Below are 18,200 nucleotides of genomic sequence, written 5' to 3'. Positions count from 1 at the left end.
ACCTGTCTTCCCCCGACGAAACCAGGAGTCACACCGTGAGCTCGACTATCCGCATCAGCCTGGCCCAGATCACCAGTGGCGAAAACCCCACCGAGAACCTCGAACTCGTCGAGACCCACACCCGCGCCGCGGCGCACGCAGGCTCGGACCTCGTCGTGTTCCCGGAGGCGATGATGCGCTGCTTCGGCGGACCCATCCGAAAGTTCGCGCAGCCACTGGACGGCGAATGGGCACAGACCGTTCGTCGGATCGCGTCCGACGCCGGCATCACCGTCGTCGCCGGAATGTTCACTCCCGCGCCCGACGACAGGGTGACTAACACACTGCTCGTCACCGGCCCGGGCGTCGATGCGAGCTACGACAAGATTCATCTGTTCGACGCGTTCGGATTCGCCGAATCCGATACCGTCGCACCGGGTTCCGACCCGCTCGTGCTCGATATCGCGGGAGTCCGCGTCGGCTTCGCGACCTGCTACGACATTCGCTTCCCTGCCCTGTTCCAGAAACTCGGCGACCTCGGTGCCGAACTCGTCGTGGTACCCGCGTCCTGGGGATCGGGTGACGGCAAAGTGGAGCAGTGGACCCTGCTCGCCCGCGCACGCGCCCTGGACTCGACAACATTCATCGCGGCCTGCGATCAAGCCGAACCTGCTGCCGCCGAGGGCAATGCCCCGCTGGGCGTCGGCCACAGCATCGTCTGCTCCCCCACCGGCGAGATCCTCGGCCAACTCGACGCGACACCCGGAATGCTGACGATCGACATTCATACCGAGTTGGTCGACGCCGTGCGCAAGAACCTGCCAGTGCTGAAGAACCGCAAGCACTTCGACGCCTGAGCGCGCCGCGAACTCGAAGTTATGGACGAATTCCGGCCGAATCTCGTCCATAACTTCGAACTCGACGCGCGCACTCGGCCCTCACGCAGCGAGATCGCAGTTATGCAGCCAAGAGTGGCCATATCACCTGCGTAACTGCGAACTCGGCGGGATACGCAGGCGACAACGACAACGCCGCCGGCTCCCGAGAGGAGTCGGCGGCGTTGTCGTGCAGCAAGAGCTAGCGGGAGCTGACGTCCTGGTAGTCGCGCTCGGTGTAGCCGGTGTAGATCTGGCGCGGACGGCCGATCTTGCCGGTGGTGTCCTCGTTCTGCTCGCGCCAGTGCGCGATCCAGCCCGGGAGACGGCCCATCGCGAACAGCACCGTGAACATGCGCGGCGGGAAGCCCATCGCGCGGTAGATCAGGCCGGTGTAGAAGTCGACGTTGGGGTACAGCTTGCGCTCGACGAAGTAGTCGTCGGTCAGCGCGGTCTCTTCGAGCTTGAGTGCGATCTCGAGCAGTTCGTCGCCGTTGCCCAGCTTGCCCAGGATCGTGTGTGCGGTTTCCTTGACCAGCGTCGCGCGCGGATCGAAGTTCTTGTACACCCGGTGTCCGAAGCCCATGAGCTTGACGCCGTCTTCCTTGTTCTTCACTCGACGCAGGAAGTCGGTGGCGTCGCCGCCCTCGGCCTTGATCTTGTCGAGCATCTCGAGCACGGCCTGGTTGGCACCGCCGTGCAGCGGGCCCCACAGCGCGTTGATGCCGCCGGAGATCGAGGTGAAGAGGTTGGCCTGCGAGGATCCGACGAGGCGAACCGTCGACGTCGAGCAGTTCTGCTCGTGATCGGCGTGCAGGATGAGCAGCATGTCGAGTGCCTTGACGATCTCGGGATCGACCTCGTACGGCTCGGCGGGGAAGCCGAACGTCATGCGCAGGAAGTTCTCGACCAGGCTCTTCGAGTTGTCCGGGTACAGGAACGGCTGACCGACCGACTTCTTGTAGGCGTATGCCGCGATGGTCGGCAGCTTGGCCAGCAGACGGATGGTGGAGAGCTCGACCTGCTCGGGATCGTTGGGCTCGAGCGAATCCTGGTAGTAGGCCGACAGTGCGTTGACCGCGCTCGACAGCACCGGCATCGGGTGGGCGTTGCGCGGGAAGCCGTCGAAGAAACGCTTGAGGTCCTCGTGCAGCAACGTGTGGCGACGGATGCGGTCGGTGAACGTCTCGAGCTCGTCCTCGGACGGCAGCTCCCCGTAGATCAACAGGTAGCTGACCTCGATGAACGACGACTTGCCCGCAAGCTGTTCGATCGGGTAACCGCGGTAGCGCAGGATCCCCGCGTCACCGTCGATGTACGTGATGGCCGACTTGGTGGACGCGGTGTTGACGAACCCGCCGTCCAGCGTCGTGTAGCCGGTGGTCGCCAGCAGCTTTCCCAGCTCGATACCGTTGTTGCCTTCACTGGCCTCGGCAATCGACATGGAATATTCGCCACCGGGGTAGGTGAGGGTGGCTTTGGCATCATTCTCAGCGGGCACGAATGGTCCCTCTCGAACTCGTGTAACGGACACGTACTTAAAACGGACAGTTCTAACGTCGCTAGTGAAACTAGTCTCTCGGTGCCTCGGACGCCCAGGGAGGGTCGGCACCGGGTCGTGAAACCGTGATCGCGGCTGCCGTGGCAGCGAACGAAAGAGCTTGCCGCCAATCCTCCCCGGTCATCCCCTGTACCGCTTTCGATGTGATAATGGTCTCTTTTTCCAGGTAGCTCAACAGTGCGCCGTGCACGGTGTCACCAGCGCCGATCGTGTCGACGACGTCGACGGCAACGCCCGGTACCGACACCTCCTCGGCTGCTGTCACTCCCGTGGCCGTCGTCTCTCCGGACGCGGTGAACACCGAGATACCGTCCCCGCCGCGGGTCATGACCACCGCGGTCACCCCGGCGGCGAGCCAGTCGTCGACGGTGGTGCCCTGCGTGCCCAGCCCCAGCCAGTACGAGTCGTCCTCGGACACCTTGAGAATGTCGATGCTCGGCAACCACGAGCGAAAGCGATCGCGGAATCCGTCGGCGGTGATGTCGCCGCTGGTGCTGTCGATGGCGGCCGGGCGAATGTTGGGGTCGAGCATCGTCAGCTTGCCCGCGGACCGAGCTCGATGCAGCAGTTCGGCGTACACCGACGCGCCGGGCTCGTACAGCAACGACAACGTGCCGAAGGACAGGACACTGATCTCGTCGGGCAGATCACCGGGATCGGCAACAAGTCGGTCGGCCGTGCCATCGGCGTAGAACGAGTACTCGGCGCTGCCGTCCTCGGCGAGGGTCGTCATCGCCAACGTCGTCGGCTCGTCACCGCGCTGCACCCACGAGATGTCGACACCGGCATCGCGCAGACTCGCCAGGATCTGCTCGCCGAACGAGTCGCGAGAGATGCGGGAGAGATAGGCAACCGGCGACCCCAACCGACCGATCGAGATGGCGACGTTGAACGGCCCGCCGCCGAGTTTCGGTGAGAGCAGCGGCCCCTCGTGCACCGGCACCAGATCCACCAATGCTTCGCCGCACACCAGAATCGTCACTTCTCGTACTCCATTCCCCAGCTGCCGGACCAGGTCTGCCCCGGGTCGAGCACGATCAGATCGATCTCGGAATTCAACGCGTCGGGCGGGCAGGTCATCGGTTCGATCGCCAACGCACGTCCCCGATCCGGGTACGCCTGATCGTTGGCGGGATCGGCGGTGAACACCTGCACCCACCCGAAGTTGCTGTCGGTCCACAGCACCGTCGCGGTGCCGTCGGGGCCACGCAGTGTGTGCTTCGCGCGTCCGTCTACGTCCGGCACCGAGGCACTGAACGGAGTGTCGAGCTGCACGCCCTCGAGGTTCCGAGGCTGCCGAAAGTCGTACTCGGTATCGGCCGTCGGCACCGAAAGCCCTACGGGCAGATTGCGTACCGGATCGAGCGGCAGCCGCGTACCCGCGGACAGTTCGAGCGTGCATTCGTCGAGGGGTACGTCCCCGACACGCACGTAGGTATGGAATCCCATTCCGTACGGCGCAGCCGATTCGCCCGTGTTCGTCGCCGACGCGGTCACCGTCAGACCGTCGTCGGACAGCTCGTGTGCCACCGTCAATCGCAACGAGAACGGCCAACCCTCGTGCGTGCCGATGTCCACGCTCTGCTCGACGCGAGACTCGGTGTGCTCGTCGAGAGTCCACTCCACCCGTCGGACGAAACCGTGGCTCGCGTTGTTGCGGGCCGGTTCGGTGATCTCCAACCGATGTTCGACGCCTTCGAACGTGAACGTTCCGTCGGCCGTTCGATTGGGCCACGGGGCCAACACCAGTCCCGCCGACAGCGGCGGCTTGGTGCCCGCCTCCCACGTTTCGGTGAGCGGTGAGCCGTCGTACTCGAGGACCCGCAGGCCCGCTCCGACAGCAGCGACGTCGGCGCGATACTTGCCGCTCGTCAACGAATACGTCTGCGCCTCAGCTGTGGGAGCCATGCGAGCCATTGTCCACGACGGTGTCGTCCACCGTCTTGCTACCGACGATTGCGCCGACCCGGTAGCGAATGAATGCCGGTAGCGCGAGGGCTGCGATCGAGACACCGATGACCACCAGCACACCACCTCCTGCGGCGGCCGCGGCCGTCCCCACCGAGGCCGCTGCCGCGCCGTGCAGAACATCGCCGATCCGGGGCCCTCCCGCGACGACGACGATGAAGACGCCTTGCAGTCGGCCGCGCATCTCGTCGGTCGCCACCGTCTGCAGCATCGTGCTGCGGAACGCCGCCGAGATCATGTCGGCACCGCCACCGAGCGCCAGAAACGCCAGTGCGAACCACAGGGCAACCGTCGTCGCTCCGTCGGTCGCCGCACCGACGGCGAGCCCGAATCCGATCATCGCCACGCCCCAGACGACGATGCAGATCAACACCGCAAGGCCTTGACGCCGCACGCGCGGTAGCCAACCGGAGAACACTCCACCGAGCACAGCTCCCGCGGACATCGCCGCGAACAGCATGCCCAGCACCGGCCCACCCGAGGCCGGGTCCCCGAAACTGTCGTGGGCGATCTGCGGGAACAGCGCCCGAGGCATCCCGAACACCATGGCGATGATGTCGACGACGAACGACGCCAGCAGCACCTTCTGGGTAGCGAGGTACGCGAAACCCTCGAACACCGAACGTAATCCGGCGCGTTGACCGGACTTGGCCGGCGGAATGCCCGGCAGCCTGATCACCGCCCACAGCGTGGCGAACAGTGCGATGGTGTCGATCAGGTAGAGCGTCTCCAGTCCGATGTAGTAGATGAGGATGCCTGCACTGAGCGGACCGGCGATGGCACCGAAGTTCATCACCGTCATGTTCAGAGAGTTCGCGGCGGGCAACTGCCCCGCGGGCAGGATTCGCGGCAGTATCGCACTGCGGGTCGGCTGATTGACGGCGAAGAAGGCCTGCTGAACTGCCAACAGCACCAACACGATCCACACGTTGTTCAGTTGCAGGAACGCCTGCAACCAGAACAGGGCCGATGTTCCGATCAAACCGAACGTGGTGATCATCAACAAGGTTCGGCGGTCCATCACGTCGGCGAGCGCCCCGCCCCACAGCCCGAACACGATGAGGGGCACCAGGGCGAACACGCCCGTCAAGCCGACGTAGGCCGAGCTCAAGGTGATCTGATAAACCTGTTGCGGCACAGCGACGATCGAGAGCTGCGCGCCGATGACGGTGACGATGTTCGCCAGCCACAGGCGGCGATATGCGGGAGTCTTCAGCGGGGTCGTGTCGGCCAGGATGCCGCGCAGCCCGCTCACGGTTGCAGTCGCTCGATCACACCGCTCGCCGGCATCACTCGAATTCTGTTGTGCATCCGGCTGGTTCGACCCTGCCAGAATTCGACGATCTCCGGTTCGACGCGGATGCCGCCCCAGTTCGGCGGTACCGGCACCTGGCGTCCGTCGAACGTCGCGGTGACCTCGGCCAGTTGCGCGGCGAGAGCGTCGCGAGACACGACGGTTCGCGATTGCTCCGACGCCCATGCGCCCAGCTGCGAGCCGCGCGGTCGCGTCCGCCAGTACGCCTCGGTGGTGTCGCGGTCGACTCTAATGACCGGTCCGCGGACGGTGAGCTGACGGGCGATGCCGATCCACGGAAAGGTGATGGACGCGTACGGCGTCGACGCCAATGCTCGGCCCTTGTCCGAGTCGTAGTTGGTGTAGAACACCACGCCCTCGGCGTCGAGGTCCTTGCACAGGACGGTTCGGGTCGCGGGCCTACCGGCAGCGTCGACCGTCCCGAGCACGATCGCGTTGGGCTCGGGCAGATTCGCAGCAACGGCGTCCGAGAGCCACTGCCGGGCCAGTGGCAACCAGCCGTCGCTCAGGGCGTCGACGTCGAGATCCTTGGGCTCGCCGTAGTCCACTCGCATGGTGGCCAGGCGCTGTTCGTCTGCAGACACGAACCCAGACGCTACTCCCGCGTAAAAGCTCGCTATGGTTTCCGCAAGCACGCCCGGATGCGGCGCAGAGCCGGGCGCAGTCGCGACGAGGGAGTCCACAGACCATGGCTGTTCAACACGTTCCCGAAGATTTCGTTCCCGGTCTCGAAGGTGTGGTCGCCTTCACCTCCGACATCGCCGAGCCCGACAAGGACGGCGGCGCACTGCGTTACCGCGGAGTCGACATCGAGGAACTGGTTGCACAGGGCGTCACCTTCGGCGATGTGTGGGCGCTGTTGGTCGACGGGGAATTCGGCCGCGGCCTGCCACCGGCCGAGCCGTTCCCCCTGCCCATCCACACCGGTGACGTCCGCGTCGACGTGCAAGCAGGCCTGGCGATGCTCGCTCCGATCTGGGGGTATCAGCCGGTACTCGACATCGACGACAGCACCGCCCGCGACAACCTGGCCCGCGCCTCGGTGATGGCGCTGTCCTACGTCGCGCAGTCCGCTCGCGGGATCTACCAGCCCGCTGTGCCCCAGAGCCGCATCGATCAGGCGGCCACCGTGACCGAGCGCTTCATGGTCCGCTGGAAGGGCGAGCCCGACCCCGCCCACGTCGCCGCCATCGACGCCTACTGGGTCTCCGCCGCCGAACACGGCATGAATGCGTCGACGTTCACCGCCCGAGTCATCGCCTCCACCGGAGCCGACGTCGCAGCATGTCTCTCCGGTGCCATCGGCGCGATGTCCGGCCCGCTGCACGGCGGCGCGCCGGCCCGCGTACTGCCCATGATCGAAGAAGTCGAGAAGACCGGCGACGCCCGTGCGCTGATCACCGGGATCCTCGACCGCAAGGAGAAGCTCATGGGCTTCGGGCACCGCGTGTACCGCGCCGAGGACCCCCGAGCCCGCGTGCTGCGCGCCACCGCCAAGCGCCTGAACGCTCCGCGCTACGAGGTTGCCGCCGCGCTCGAACAAGCCGCGTTGACGGAACTGCGCGAACGCCGCCCCGATCGAGCCATCGAGACCAACGTCGAGTTCTGGGCCGCCGTGATCCTCGACTTCGCCGAGGTGCCCGCGCACATGATGCCCGCAATGTTCACCTGCGGGCGTACCGCCGGCTGGTGTGCTCACATTCTCGAGCAGAAGCGCCTGGGCAAGTTGGTGCGCCCGGCTGCCCTCTACACCGGCCCCGAACCGCGCACCCCCGACTCCGTCGACGGCTGGGACCTGATCCGGTAGTCGACGGTGTCATGACACCCGACTAGCCTGTGGAGGCCATATTCCATCGACGCTAGGACGCGCTACTCCATGGCCGATTTGCCGATCATTCCCGCCGATCTTCTTCCCGCCGACGGACGCTTCGGTTGCGGCCCGTCCAAGGTTCGCCCCGAGCAGCTGCAGTCCCTGGTCGACGTCGGTGCGTCCGTGTTCGGCACCAGCCACCGGCAGAAGCCCGTCAAGGACGTCGTCGGTCGCGTACGCAGTGGTCTGAAAGACCTGTTCTCGCTCCCCGAGGGCTACGAGGTCGTGCTCGGCAACGGTGGTACCACCGCGTTCTGGGATGCCGCTGCGTTCGGTCTCATCCGGGAGAAGTCGCTGCACCTGACCAACGGTGAGTTCAGCTCGAAGTTCGCCTCGGTGGCCAAGAACAACCCGTTCATCGGCGATCCGATCGTCGTCAAGGCAGAGCCCGGCAGCGCGCCCGAGCCCACGTCGGATCCGTCCGTGGACCTCATCGGTTGGGCCCACAACGAGACCTCGACGGGCGTGGCCATCCCGGTCAGCCGTCCGGCCGGCTCGGAGAACGCCCTCATCGCGATCGACGCCACCTCCGGTGCCGGCGGACTGCCGGTGAACGTCGCCGATTCCGACGTCTACTACTTCGCTCCGCAGAAGTGCTTCGCCGCCGACGGCGGCCTGTGGGTCGCGCTGATGAGCCCGGCCGCTCTCGCCCGCGTCGACGAGATAGCCTCCAGTGGCCGGTGGGTTCCGGACTTCCTGTCGTTGCCGATCGCCGTCGACAACAGCAGCAAGGACCAGACCTACAACACCCCCGCAGTGGCGACGCTTCTGCTCTTCGCAGACCAGATCGAGTGGCTCAACAGCAAGGGCGGCCTGGATTGGGCCACGAAGCGGACTGCGGACTCGTCCTCACGCCTGTACGACTGGGCCGAGAACAGTGAATTCGCAACGCCGTTCGTGACGAACCCGGATCACCGCAGCCAGGTCGTCGGAACCATCGATTTCGACGAGAAGGTCGACGCGGCCCAGGTTGCGAAGATCCTGCGCGCCAACGGCGTCGTCGACACCGAGCCGTACCGCAAGCTCGGCCGCAACCAGCTGCGTGTCGGTATGTTCCCGGCCATCGAGCCGGACGACATCACCGCACTGACGAAGAGCATCGACTGGGTCGTGTCCACGCTGAGCTAGTCGGCAGCCAACTCACAGCTACAGCGCTCCCTCCGAGGCCTACACTTGCTATCAATTACGCAAGCGTAACGACCTCGGAGGGAGCGTTCGTATGTCCAGGCTCCTGTCCGTTGCTCTACGACTGCGGGTGACGCTCGTGTTCTGCCTGCTCACCGCCGCAGGAACCGTCACTCTCGGGCAGATCGGGCCGCACGATCGTTGGCATGTGCTGCACGCCGCGAGCACCAACCTGCACAATCTCACCGACGGTCATCTCGCCACGCTCGTCACCAGCGCCTTCCTCACCGAAGGCCGGCCCGATTGGTGGTGGCTCGCCTCGGTCGCCATCCTGTTCGCCGTCGCCGAGTGGGTCTCGGGGTGGCGCCGGTTTCTGCTCACGTTTTGCGCCGGGCACATCGGCGCGACGGCACTGGTGGCTGTCGGGTTGTTCGTCGGCATCCACGTCGACTGGTTTGCCGACTCGTTGGCCGTAGCCGTCGACGTCGGGGTCAGTTATGCCGCAGCTGCGGTGGCGGGGTCCTTGATTCGATACCTGACGATGCCGTGGCGCGCAGTATGGGGCGCATTGTGGATCGCCGTTGTCGCCGCCGGAGCCATCACGGATCCCTCGTTCACTGCTGCCGGCCACGCCCTGGCGCTGACCATCGGACTCGGACTCGGCGTGTTCTTTCTTCGCCGAGACGCAATGCCGTTGTCCCGCAATCGAATCGACTCGACTTCGGCCGATCGGGTGCAACCGAGCGCGCAGCTGTCTACTCTCTGAGAAAGAAACCGACGCCACCGCCGCGAGGCGTGTCGGACACCCGCCGAATACGGTAGGTGAACTAGGCTCGAATTCGACGGTATCGCGAGCCGGCGCGATGAGGAGGTCAAGGTGCGAGACTTACGTGTGGTGGGTCTCGAGGCCGACGGAAAGTTCGTCGTGTGCGCAGATCCCAAAACCGGCGACAGATTCCGGCTTCCAGCCGACGACAAACTCCGCGCAGCCTCACGCGGAGACATCGCTCGACTAGGACAGATTGAGATCGAAATGGACAGTTTGCTCCGGCCGAAGGAAATCCAGGCCCGTATCCGCAGCGGCGCGACCATCGAACAGGTCGCCGCAGATTCCGGAATGGCCATCAGCCGAGTCGAGGTGTTCGCGCACCCCGTACTGCTCGAGCGTTCGCAGGCAGCGTCGATGGCCCAGGCCGGACATCCGCTGCGGCACGACGGCCCGGCTGTGCAGACCCTGCTCGACATCGTCACCCTCGCCTTCCGCGCTCGCGGACACAACCTCGACGACGCGGCGTGGGACGCCTGGCGCGACGAGGACAACAAGTGGGTCGCCCAGCTGAAGTGGCAGGCAGGTCGCACCACGAACAAAGCGCACTGGCAGTTCTTGCCCGACGGTCACGGCGGCACCATCGCTCCGCTCGACGACACCGCACGCGAACTGATCGACCCGGACTTCGGACGTCAACTCCGCGGCCTGGCCCCGGTACGTGCACTTGCCTCCGCCGAGGACTCCGACGACGAGACCTCGCAGCAGAGTTTCGACGAGTACTACGGCACCACCGCCGACAGCGAGATCGACGCCGAGACCATCGACGTCGAGGTGGACGATGCGCCGACTCCCGAGCCCGAGCAGCCGCGCGAACCGGTGGCGAGGGAGCCCAGGCCCGCACCCAAGCCTGCCGCCGGTCACACCAGCGGCAAGGACAAGCGTGGCAAGCCGGCCATGCCATCGTGGGAAGACGTCCTGCTCGGTGTGCGCAGCAGCGGTCACAACTGAGTTCTTCGTGTGACCGATGTGCCGCGCGATGTCGGAGTGTCGACACCCACACCGTAGGCTTCGATGGAAGTCACGGAGAGAGAGGTGCCGGTAGTGGGGGCCAAAGCATCAACGATCTGGTACGTGGACGCACCGGATCCCATATCGGTACTGCGAGAAGCCACCACCTCCGACTGGAACGCCGCCAGTGCGCTCGTCGGACGGCTCTACCCCCATCTCACGGCCGTCCCTCTCGAGCAGGGTCCCATCTCGACCTCGGCGGGTGTGGACGACGATCACGTGTTCATCGGGTGCTACCCCGGCGTCACCGTCGTCTGCGGATCCAACTTGTCGGTGCCCACGCCGTCGACCCTTCCCGAATCCGTCACCCGCCCACTGGCCTCCGAGCACACCTACCTCGTCGCCTCGGACCCCGAGCATGCCTGGGGTGCGTTCGCCTACTGGGAGCGCGGTGAATTCCGACGCTCGTTCAGCGCCACCCCCGTCTACATCTACGAGGACGTCGGTCTACCTCTGGTGTGGGAGCGTCCGTTCTGGGCCGGTGACCACCCGCTGATCTATCCGCCCGGAGTGATGCCGGATCCGCAGTCACTACCGTTCCACCCCCAGGAATTTGCCGAAGCCGCCAACGCCGAATGGCTCGGCTTCCGCTACACCGGTGCCCCGCGTCCCGGCGAGCTCGACCCGAACGCGCTGCCTGTCTGCGGTTTCACCATGTACGTGCCGGGGCAGGAGCCGCGGCCCCAGAACGTTCCGGTCCAGAATGCGCCCGCAGCGGAATCGGCCCAGCCCGCACCGCGACCGAAGAAGCGCTGGTTCTCCCGCAAATAGTGGCTCGGGTGGGCACCGTTGCACACAACGACCGACAATCGACGGGATTCCGCCGAACGTCGCCGGTAGTGCGCACCCCTGCCCGGGCCGGCTCAGAACGCCAGAGCCGCCAGGGCCACGAAACTCAGAAGCGCACCGGCGCTCGCTCCGTACACGGCCCAACGCCATACCGGAACGCCGAACCACCGCATGACCGTCGGGGCTGCGCCTGCCACGACGACGAGGTTGAGGCCGATCGCGAGCAGCGGATGAACTCTGGCCAGTTCCAGGCCGAACGCCGTCAGTGCCACCGCGACGAGGATCGCCGAGATCACGGCAACCGGGACACCGGTCCAGCGAACGTCCGGATCCTTCACGTCAGACGCACCCGTTCGTAGAAGCCCATCGCCGCGGCCGTCGCGACATTGAGCGAATCGGTACCGGGAGCCATCGGAATACGAGCGCGAATGTCGGTGGCGCGCATGGCGTGTTCGGTCAGACCGGGCCCCTCGGCACCGAGCAGCAACGCGACCTTCTCCCCCGTCATCGCCGTCGCCAAGGACACTGCCTCCGGGTTCGGTGTCAGCGAGATCAGCTGAAAACCGTGCCGCCGCACCCGATCGAGGCCACGAGGCCACTCGGGCACCTTCGCGAACGGCACTCGGAGCACATGTCCCATCGACACCCGGACAGACCGTCGGTACAGGGGATCGGCGCAGGCGGCACCGAACAACACCGCGTCCACCCCGAGACCGGCCGCATTGCGGAACATCGACCCGAGATTCTCGTGATCGTTGACGCCTTCCAGAATCGCCACCGTGCTCGCGCCCGCCAGCACGTCGTCCAGATCGAGGGCCGGCGGCCTGTTCGCCGCCGCCAACACACCACGATTGAGGTGGAAGCCGACGACCTCGGCCATCACCTCCGCCGACGTCCGATAGAACGGAACGTCCGAATCGGCGAGGTCCTCGCGCAACGCGTCGAGCCGTCGATCCACGCCGAGCAGGCTGATCATCGGAAAACGCGAGCTCAGCAGGCGCTGCGCGACGAGCACGCCCTCCGCGATCACCAACCCCTTGCCCTCGGGCAGATCGGGGCGCCTGTCCGAGGAGTTGAGGTCGCGGAAGTCGTCGAGCCGCGGGTCGAGGGGATCGTCGATGTCGATTACATGCACCACCTGCTCATCTTCTCACCCGGCATTTCTGGCAGTCCCTCGGCGAACCACCACCCCGGTATGGAAAAGTTGTGAGCGATGACTACCGACGAATCGATCACCATCCGTACCGCCACCGACGACGACTGGGATGCCGTCGCGCTGCTCGACGCCCATGCGTTCGGCGAGCACCAGAACGCCGAGGACCTGGCCGAGACGCAGATCCTGACGAAGTCCGAGCACGTCTACCTGGCGTGGGACGGCGAGACCCCGGTCGGTGTGGCCATGCACTTCCCGATGTCGGTGACCGTTCCCGGCGGAGCTCAGGTCGAGGCATCGGGAGTGTCCTGGGTGTCCGTCGCGCCGACACATCGCCGACGCGGCATCCTGCGATCGATGTTCACCCAGCAGCACCGCGCTCTGAACGACGCGGGTGCACCGTTGTCCCTGCTGACGGCCAGCGAGGCGACGATCTACGGACGCTTCGGGTACGGGCCGGTGACCGAGGAGATCAGCGTCTCGATCGACCGTCGGTTCGCTCAGTTCCGTCAGGACGCTCCCCCGGCTACCGGGGTGCGACTGATCGAATCGGCCGAGGCCACCGAACTGCTTCCCGACATCTACCACCGCTGGCAGCAGCAGACCGCAGGCGCGCAGCCCAAGCCGCCGATCCGCTGGGAGCGCTTCTTCGCCGATCGCGAGAACCGACGCGGCGGACTGACCGCACTGTTCTTCGTCGTACATCCCGACGGATACGTCGCTTACCGACGCGGACGCAACCCGAGCCGGGTCGTGGTGGAGGAATTCATCGCGGTGACCGACGACGCCTACGCCGCGCTGTGGCAGATCCTCGTCGGCGTGGACCTGGTAGACACCATCGAGGTACGGCAGGCACGCGACGAGGCACTGCCGTTCCTGCTGACCAACAACCGGCTGCCGAAGGTCACCGCTCACCACGACGCTCTGTGGGCCCGGATCATGCATGTCGAGGCTGCCCTCGAGGCGCGCACCTATGCCCTCGACACATCACTGATCATCGCCGTCCGGGATCCCTTCCTCGACGCAGGCGGTACCTATTCGCTGACCGTCACGGACGGCAGAGCCACCTGCACGCGGGTGGAATCCGAGCCGGACATCGAACTCGACATCGACGTACTCGCCAGCATCTACTTCGGTACCCACCGAGCCCGATTGTTCGCCGCGGCCAATCGCCTCACCGCCCGCAACGAGGAATCACTGCACGCACTCGACCTGACGTTCGGAACAGCGCGTCCCGCCGTCATGGGTTGGGGTTTCTGAGCGACTACCCTGCCAGCCCGTGCGTGAAGGCGAAGTGCACGGCCTGCGCTCGATCTCGCAGTCGGGCTTTGGCGAACAGATGGTTGATGTGTGTCTTGACGGTTGCCTCGCTGACGAACATCTGCTGAGCGATCTCGCGGTTCGACAAACCGGCCGCGATCGCGCGTAGGACCTCGACCTCACGCGGGGTCAAACCAGCTGGGATCTCGGGCGGACGGGAGTGCTCGACGGCTCTGAGCAGGCGCGCCTGTACCTCCGGATTCAGCACCGCCTGCCCGGCAGCCGCTGCCCGCAATGCCGCCGCTATCTCGATCCGTCCGGCGTCCTTGGTGAGATATCCGCGTGCGCCCGCACCGAGTGCATCGAGTATCGAGCGTTCGTCGGAGAAGGTCGTCAACACCACCACGGGTAGATCGGGGAAGAGCCCCTTCAGTATTCGGGTCGCCTCTATCCCGTCGGTGTCCGGCATCCGCAGGTCCATCAGCACGACATCGAGGCATTCGGTACTCATCGCGGCCTGCACTGCGGCGACCGCGCCATCGCCGTCCGTCGCGGTCGAGACGACGGTGATGTCGTCGATCAGATCGAGCATCGTCGCCAGCGCCTCGCGCACCGACGCCTGATCGTCGGCGATCACTATCCGAATGCTCATACCCTCACCTTCGTGTCGTCTTCAGTGTGGTTGCGGCACAGCAACTGTGGCACGGACCGTCCAACCCCGCCCGTCCGGACCCGCCGCGATCGACCCGCCGACCAGTGCGGCGCGCTCGCGCATGCCGACCAAACCCATTCCGGTACTGTCGACCGGTTTCGGCGGCGACGGAGCCGGGCCGTTGGTCACGGAGAGCTCCACCTGTTCTGCCGCGAAGCGAAGCACTACGTCGACTGCCGCTCCGGGAGCATGAGTACGGGCATTGGTCAGCGCCTCCTGCGCGCACCGAACAAGGAACTGCGACTGCGGCGTATCGAGATCGACAGCCTCGCCCTCGACCCGGAAGTTCCCGTCCGCGTCCACCAGAGCGGCCATCGTCGGCACCAGGGGCAGCACGTCCTGACGCAAAGTCTGCACGGCCCTGCGGGTTTCGGTGAGGCCCTCGCGAACAAGGCTCTGCGCCTTGCTCACCGCGGCTCTGGCCTCGTCGGCGCGACCGGCGTCGAGCAACGCGTCGGCGACTTCGAGCTGCATGTTGACCCCGGACAGCGAATGCGCGAGAACGTCGTGGATGTCGCGTGCGATACGGGCCCGCTCGGCCAGGGCATGCTCGCGCAATTCGGCGTCGGTGGCGCGCCGGGCATTGCGCAGTGCGTCCAGGCGACTGCGTCGTGAATACCCGATCAGTACCGGCCACCCGGCGAAAAGACCGGCGGCCCATGGCCACCCGTCGACACCATGGTGATCGGCGATCCACAGCGCGCACGCGCACGCCACGCTGAGCGACACCGCATACGGAAACGCAATCGACGGCTTGAACCGCCACCCGGCATGTCCGGCGAACAGGAACGGAAACGCTGCTGCGACCCCGGTTCCGCCCAGAGGAAGAATCGCGGCGGAGGCGACCAGTGCGATGCCGGCCCCGGCGAGCGAGAGCCGGAGACCGGTCGACCGTCGCGACACCGTCGAGGCCGCCAGTACGAGACTGTTGACGACGAGCAGCGTGAGCACGAGCGGATCGTGCAGATCCGACGTCGCGAACGCCGCCACGACGACGACGGCCGTGACATACGGCCGACTCGACAGCCGGAAGCTGTCGAGTGCGGGTAACCGTACGTCCGGCGTGGGTGCCGACGTCACCGAATCTTCGCCCGTCCTTCGCGAACCCGACTGTGCATGTCGGCCAGCGTAGGCGACAACGTGTGGTTGCCGGACTTGTCGGCTCGCCACACGATGGTGGCCTCGGAATGCATGGCTCGGTAGAGCACCACGACCGATTCGGCGAGGAATCCGACCCCCACGGCCAACATGGTGGCCTGCCCGGCGACCGACGCTGCTGCCGGATCCACGACATTCTCCACCGGCACGAGGAGGAGGCGCACCGCGATCGCGGCCACCCATAGGCCGACCGACGCCAACGAGTAACGCATCCATGCCGCTCCGTCCCGCTCGGCGATCCGGACGGTGTAGCCGCGGACCACCCCGAACACGGCTCCGACGACACAGCCGAGGAGCAAGAACCCGATCGCCGTGGCCGAGAGCGCCGTCGAATTCAGTGACGCCAGTCCGGCGACGGCGAGGATCGCCGGAAGCACCAGCATGCGCCGAGCTTCCATGAGCTGGCCGGTCATGCGCCGCACCAGCAGGTATCCGACCAGAAGGACTACGAGAGCAATCGTTGCGATGTTCATGGCAGTAACGCTACGAAGATCGCGAGGGTGGCGAATCGACCCACGGGTGGAGAACGGGTGGAGAAACCCGAGCGAAAAGGACCATGACTTTTGTCATGGCTGGACCGTGACGGTGTCACTTCAGGTCATGATGCGCTGCACTGTTTTCGGCGGTTCGGGCGCAGCAGACTCGTAGTCATGAAGCAACCAGACGAAGGAAACCTGTTCACCGATCTGATGGAGATCGGGCCGGCTCCGACGATGGCGCGTGAGATCGTCGTCATCGTCATCAGCTTGGCCATTGTCGCCGTGTTGTTCGCGATCGTCGGCACGTCCCTTCCGGCGTTCGTCGCACTCGGCGTCATCGTCGCCTTCATGGGCGTCCGGTTCGTCATCGGACTGCGGCACTGGGAGAAGCAATCATGAGCATCATCGACGTCGACGGAATGACGCGCCGCTACGGCTCGGGCAAGAACGCGTACGAGGCCGTCCAAGCCCTCGATCTGCATATCGCCGAGGGCGAGCTGTTCGGATTGTTGGGCACCAACGGTGCCGGCAAGACCTCCACTCTCGAAGTGATCCAGGGTCTTTCGCGCCCCAGCAAGGGAACCGTCCGGATCATGGGAATGGATCCGGTGGCCGATCGCCGTAAGGTGCGCCCGGCTCTGGGCATCATGTTGCAGAAAGGCGGCCTGCCACAGGATCTGACAACCGCCGAGAGCCTGCGGATGTGGGCAGGTACCTGCAGTGATCCACTGCCGGTGGCGGACGTGCTCGAACGCGTCGACCTGGCCGATCGCGCCGATACCCGGGTGAAGTTTCTCTCCGGCGGCGAGCAGCGCAGGCTGGACCTCGCCTGCGCGATCATCAGCCGTCCGCGCATCCTGTTCCTGGACGAGCCGACCACCGGGCTCGATCCCGAAAGTCGTCGCAACACATGGCGATTGATTCAGGAGCTGAAGGACTCCGGCGTGACGATCATGTTGACGACTCATTACCTGGACGAGGCCGAGTCCCTGTGCGATCGACTCGCGATCATGCACCGCGGCAGAGTCGTTCGCAGCGGCACCGTGGACGAGGTGGTCGCCGACCACCCGGCGAAGATCGAGTTGAAGGCCCCCGGCACGGCATTGCCGTCGCTGCCCGGTACGTCGATCGACGTCTCGGGTGACACCGTCTCGATCCAGACATCATCGGTACAGGACACGCTGACCGACCTGCTCGTGTGGGCCCGCACCAATGGCGTCACTCTGCACGGTCTGGATGCCCGCGCGGCATCACTGGAGACCGTGTTCCTCTCCATCGCAGACGAATTCGACAACTCCACTGTGAACGACCCAGCTATCGAAAAGACCGAGGTGATGAGCGCATGAGCACGATGACCGCCCTGTCGCGAGCAGAATTCACGCTGCTCGGACGCAACCGAGTACTTCTGTTCAACGCGATCGTCATGCCGTTGATCTTCCCTATCGCGCTGCTGATCATCGGCAGCCGGAGTGACGGCGGACTGAAAGACGCAGGCGTCGCGAGTGCGTTGGAGATCTTCGCATTGTTCCTGGTGGTGCTCGTGGTCTACTACAACATGCTCTCGGTCTACGCCACCCGTCGAGACGAGTTGGTGCTCAAGCGACTTCGCACCGGCGAGAGCTCGGACGTCCAGATTCTGCTCGGCCCGGCAATACCCTCGCTGATCCTCACCGTCGCCCTCGGTGTGATCGTCGGAGCTGTGGTGATCGCCTTCGGTGGGCCAGTTCCCGTCAACGTGCTGCTCGTCGCCGTGGCCCTCCTCGGCGGTGCCGGGCTGTTCGCCGCACTGGCACTGATCACCTCGACCTTCACCCGCAACGCCGAAGCGGCACAGATCACCAGCCTGCCGGTCATTCTGATCGCGTTGGCCGGCTCGTCCGCGCTGCGCGGCGTCGTCCCGGATTCACTGAGGAACGTCATCGACCTGACCCCAATGGCCGCGGTGTCGGACCTGCTGAATCTGGGCTGGTTCGGTAACACCACTCCCGGCGACGCGTCGTTCGGGTTCGCCGGCACCTTCGGCGAGGCCGCCATGCCTCTGGCGGTGATGCTGGCCTGGATTCTCGGAAGCCTGCTGATCGCCCGGACGCACTTCCGCTGGGAACCGCGGTCCTAGACC

Annotated in this window: 20 protein-coding genes; 10 read left to right on the top strand and 10 right to left on the bottom strand. The window is 65.6% G+C overall.

Annotation, left to right across the window (positions count from 1 at the left end):
* The first annotated feature begins 35 nt into the window (after positions 1–35).
* Positions 36–836: a carbon-nitrogen hydrolase family protein gene (locus RFA01S_RS10240; protein WP_032407630.1), complete on the top strand. Its 801-nt coding sequence runs from the start codon at positions 36–38 to the stop codon at positions 834–836.
* A 220-nt stretch (positions 837–1,056) separates the two neighbouring features.
* Here RFA01S_RS10240 and RFA01S_RS10235 read toward each other — a convergent pair whose 3' ends face one another.
* The 5 genes from RFA01S_RS10235 to pdxH form a co-directional block, all read right to left on the bottom strand.
* On the bottom strand, positions 1,057–2,355 hold the full coding sequence (locus RFA01S_RS10235; RefSeq protein WP_027495925.1) for a citrate synthase: 1,299 nt from the start codon (positions 2,353–2,355) through the stop codon (positions 1,057–1,059).
* Between the two features lie 70 nt (positions 2,356–2,425).
* Positions 2,426–3,397 carry a carbohydrate kinase family protein gene (locus RFA01S_RS10230; protein WP_032388599.1) on the bottom strand — a complete coding sequence of 324 codons (972 nt, stop codon included), beginning with the start codon at positions 3,395–3,397 and terminating at the stop codon, positions 2,426–2,428.
* The gene (locus RFA01S_RS10225) at positions 3,394–4,323 is read right to left on the bottom strand and encodes an aldose 1-epimerase family protein (RefSeq protein ID WP_032385849.1); all 930 of its coding nucleotides are present in this window, start codon (positions 4,321–4,323) and stop codon (positions 3,394–3,396) included. The genes RFA01S_RS10230 and RFA01S_RS10225 overlap by 4 nt, the downstream gene beginning before the upstream one ends.
* Positions 4,307–5,629: an MFS transporter gene (locus tag RFA01S_RS10220; protein WP_052053171.1), complete on the bottom strand. Its 1,323-nt coding sequence runs from the start codon at positions 5,627–5,629 to the stop codon at positions 4,307–4,309. The genes RFA01S_RS10225 and RFA01S_RS10220 overlap by 17 nt, the downstream gene beginning before the upstream one ends.
* A 5-nt stretch (positions 5,630–5,634) precedes the next feature.
* Positions 5,635–6,252, bottom strand: a complete 618-nt coding sequence (gene pdxH, locus RFA01S_RS10215; RefSeq protein ID WP_032407631.1) for a pyridoxamine 5'-phosphate oxidase — start codon at positions 6,250–6,252, stop codon at positions 5,635–5,637.
* Positions 6,253–6,386: 134 nt separating this feature from the next.
* Here pdxH and RFA01S_RS10210 point away from each other — a divergent pair, with 134 nt between their 5' ends.
* The 5 genes from RFA01S_RS10210 to RFA01S_RS10190 all read left to right on the top strand — a co-directional run bounded on the left by RFA01S_RS10210 (position 6,387) and on the right by RFA01S_RS10190 (position 11,301).
* Positions 6,387–7,505 (top strand): citrate synthase 2, encoded by a 1,119-nt coding sequence (locus RFA01S_RS10210; protein WP_027495921.1) that lies wholly within the window; start codon positions 6,387–6,389, stop codon positions 7,503–7,505.
* Positions 7,506–7,574: 69 nt separating this feature from the next.
* Positions 7,575–8,696: a phosphoserine transaminase gene (gene serC / locus RFA01S_RS10205; protein WP_027495920.1), complete on the top strand. Its 1,122-nt coding sequence runs from the start codon at positions 7,575–7,577 to the stop codon at positions 8,694–8,696.
* 91 nt (positions 8,697–8,787) lie between these two features.
* Positions 8,788–9,459: a rhomboid-like protein gene (locus RFA01S_RS10200; protein WP_032407632.1), complete on the top strand. Its 672-nt coding sequence runs from the start codon at positions 8,788–8,790 to the stop codon at positions 9,457–9,459.
* Positions 9,460–9,570: 111 nt separating this feature from the next.
* A complete protein-coding gene (gene sepH / locus RFA01S_RS10195; RefSeq protein WP_032372953.1) occupies positions 9,571–10,470 on the top strand; it encodes a septation protein SepH in 900 nt (299 codons plus the stop codon).
* A gap of 63 nt (positions 10,471–10,533) precedes the next feature.
* Complete coding sequence (locus RFA01S_RS10190; protein WP_094694799.1) at positions 10,534–11,301, top strand: DUF6928 family protein; 768 nt, start codon at positions 10,534–10,536, stop codon at positions 11,299–11,301.
* 92 nt (positions 11,302–11,393) lie between these two features.
* Here RFA01S_RS10190 and RFA01S_RS10185 read toward each other — a convergent pair whose 3' ends face one another.
* Positions 11,394–11,657 carry a DUF2537 domain-containing protein gene (locus RFA01S_RS10185; protein ID WP_032381663.1) on the bottom strand — a complete coding sequence of 88 codons (264 nt, stop codon included), beginning with the start codon at positions 11,655–11,657 and terminating at the stop codon, positions 11,394–11,396.
* Entirely contained in the window at positions 11,654–12,457 is an 804-nt protein-coding gene (locus RFA01S_RS10180) for a TrmH family RNA methyltransferase (protein WP_027495915.1), read from the bottom strand. The genes RFA01S_RS10185 and RFA01S_RS10180 overlap by 4 nt, the downstream gene beginning before the upstream one ends.
* 75 nt (positions 12,458–12,532) lie before the next feature.
* Here RFA01S_RS10180 and RFA01S_RS10175 point away from each other — a divergent pair, with 75 nt between their 5' ends.
* Positions 12,533–13,732, top strand: a complete 1,200-nt coding sequence (locus RFA01S_RS10175) for a GNAT family N-acetyltransferase (protein WP_032407634.1) — start codon at positions 12,533–12,535, stop codon at positions 13,730–13,732.
* Between the two features lie 4 nt (positions 13,733–13,736).
* Here the strand turns inward: RFA01S_RS10175 and RFA01S_RS10170 are convergent, their stop codons facing one another.
* The 3 genes from RFA01S_RS10170 to RFA01S_RS10160 are packed head-to-tail and all read right to left on the bottom strand — an operon-like array spanning position 13,737 to position 16,075.
* Positions 13,737–14,384, bottom strand: coding sequence for a response regulator transcription factor (locus RFA01S_RS10170; protein ID WP_032407635.1), 648 nt, complete (start codon positions 14,382–14,384; stop codon positions 13,737–13,739).
* A 21-nt stretch (positions 14,385–14,405) separates the two neighbouring features.
* Positions 14,406–15,524: a sensor histidine kinase gene (locus RFA01S_RS10165; protein WP_080733190.1), complete on the bottom strand. Its 1,119-nt coding sequence runs from the start codon at positions 15,522–15,524 to the stop codon at positions 14,406–14,408.
* Positions 15,521–16,075: a CcdC protein domain-containing protein gene (locus tag RFA01S_RS10160; RefSeq protein ID WP_027495911.1), complete on the bottom strand. Its 555-nt coding sequence runs from the start codon at positions 16,073–16,075 to the stop codon at positions 15,521–15,523. The genes RFA01S_RS10165 and RFA01S_RS10160 overlap by 4 nt, the downstream gene beginning before the upstream one ends.
* A gap of 177 nt (positions 16,076–16,252) precedes the next feature.
* Here RFA01S_RS10160 and RFA01S_RS10155 point away from each other — a divergent pair, with 177 nt between their 5' ends.
* From RFA01S_RS10155 to RFA01S_RS10145, 3 genes are read left to right on the top strand one after another with little or no spacing between them, the layout of a single operon-like run.
* A complete protein-coding gene (locus RFA01S_RS10155; protein WP_174557234.1) occupies positions 16,253–16,480 on the top strand; it encodes a hypothetical protein in 228 nt (75 codons plus the stop codon).
* Entirely contained in the window at positions 16,477–17,427 is a 951-nt protein-coding gene (locus RFA01S_RS10150; protein ID WP_032407636.1) for an ABC transporter ATP-binding protein, read from the top strand. Before RFA01S_RS10155 ends, RFA01S_RS10150 begins: the two co-directional genes overlap by 4 nt.
* The gene (locus RFA01S_RS10145) at positions 17,424–18,197 is read left to right on the top strand and encodes an ABC transporter permease (RefSeq protein WP_032407637.1); all 774 of its coding nucleotides are present in this window, start codon (positions 17,424–17,426) and stop codon (positions 18,195–18,197) included. Before RFA01S_RS10150 ends, RFA01S_RS10145 begins: the two co-directional genes overlap by 4 nt.
* The last annotated feature ends 3 nt before the right edge of the window (positions 18,198–18,200 follow it).

Origin of the sequence: Rhodococcoides fascians NBRC 12155 = LMG 3623 (assembly GCF_001894785.1) — a bacterium.
In the GTDB taxonomy this organism is placed as follows: domain Bacteria; phylum Actinomycetota; class Actinomycetes; order Mycobacteriales; family Mycobacteriaceae; genus Rhodococcoides; species Rhodococcoides fascians.
This window is presented reverse-complemented; position numbering and strand designations above follow the sequence as displayed.

Coding starts and splice junctions, on each gene's coding strand:
- RFA01S_RS10225 (WP_032385849.1), bottom strand. CDS start 4,323: ATGGCTCCCACAGCTGAGGCGCAGACGTATTCGTTGACGAGCGGCAAG.
- pdxH (WP_032407631.1), bottom strand. CDS start 6,252: ATGCGAGTGGACTACGGCGAGCCCAAGGATCTCGACGTCGACGCCCTG.
- RFA01S_RS10210 (WP_027495921.1), top strand. CDS start 6,387: ATGGCTGTTCAACACGTTCCCGAAGATTTCGTTCCCGGTCTCGAAGGT.
- serC (WP_027495920.1), top strand. CDS start 7,575: ATGGCCGATTTGCCGATCATTCCCGCCGATCTTCTTCCCGCCGACGGA.
- RFA01S_RS10200 (WP_032407632.1), top strand. CDS start 8,788: ATGTCCAGGCTCCTGTCCGTTGCTCTACGACTGCGGGTGACGCTCGTG.
- RFA01S_RS10190 (WP_094694799.1), top strand. CDS start 10,534: ATGGAAGTCACGGAGAGAGAGGTGCCGGTAGTGGGGGCCAAAGCATCA.
- RFA01S_RS10175 (WP_032407634.1), top strand. CDS start 12,533: ATGACTACCGACGAATCGATCACCATCCGTACCGCCACCGACGACGAC.
- RFA01S_RS10170 (WP_032407635.1), bottom strand. CDS start 14,384: ATGAGCATTCGGATAGTGATCGCCGACGATCAGGCGTCGGTGCGCGAG.
- RFA01S_RS10160 (WP_027495911.1), bottom strand. CDS start 16,075: ATGAACATCGCAACGATTGCTCTCGTAGTCCTTCTGGTCGGATACCTG.
- RFA01S_RS10155 (WP_174557234.1), top strand. CDS start 16,253: ATGAAGCAACCAGACGAAGGAAACCTGTTCACCGATCTGATGGAGATC.
- RFA01S_RS10150 (WP_032407636.1), top strand. CDS start 16,477: ATGAGCATCATCGACGTCGACGGAATGACGCGCCGCTACGGCTCGGGC.
- RFA01S_RS10145 (WP_032407637.1), top strand. CDS start 17,424: ATGAGCACGATGACCGCCCTGTCGCGAGCAGAATTCACGCTGCTCGGA.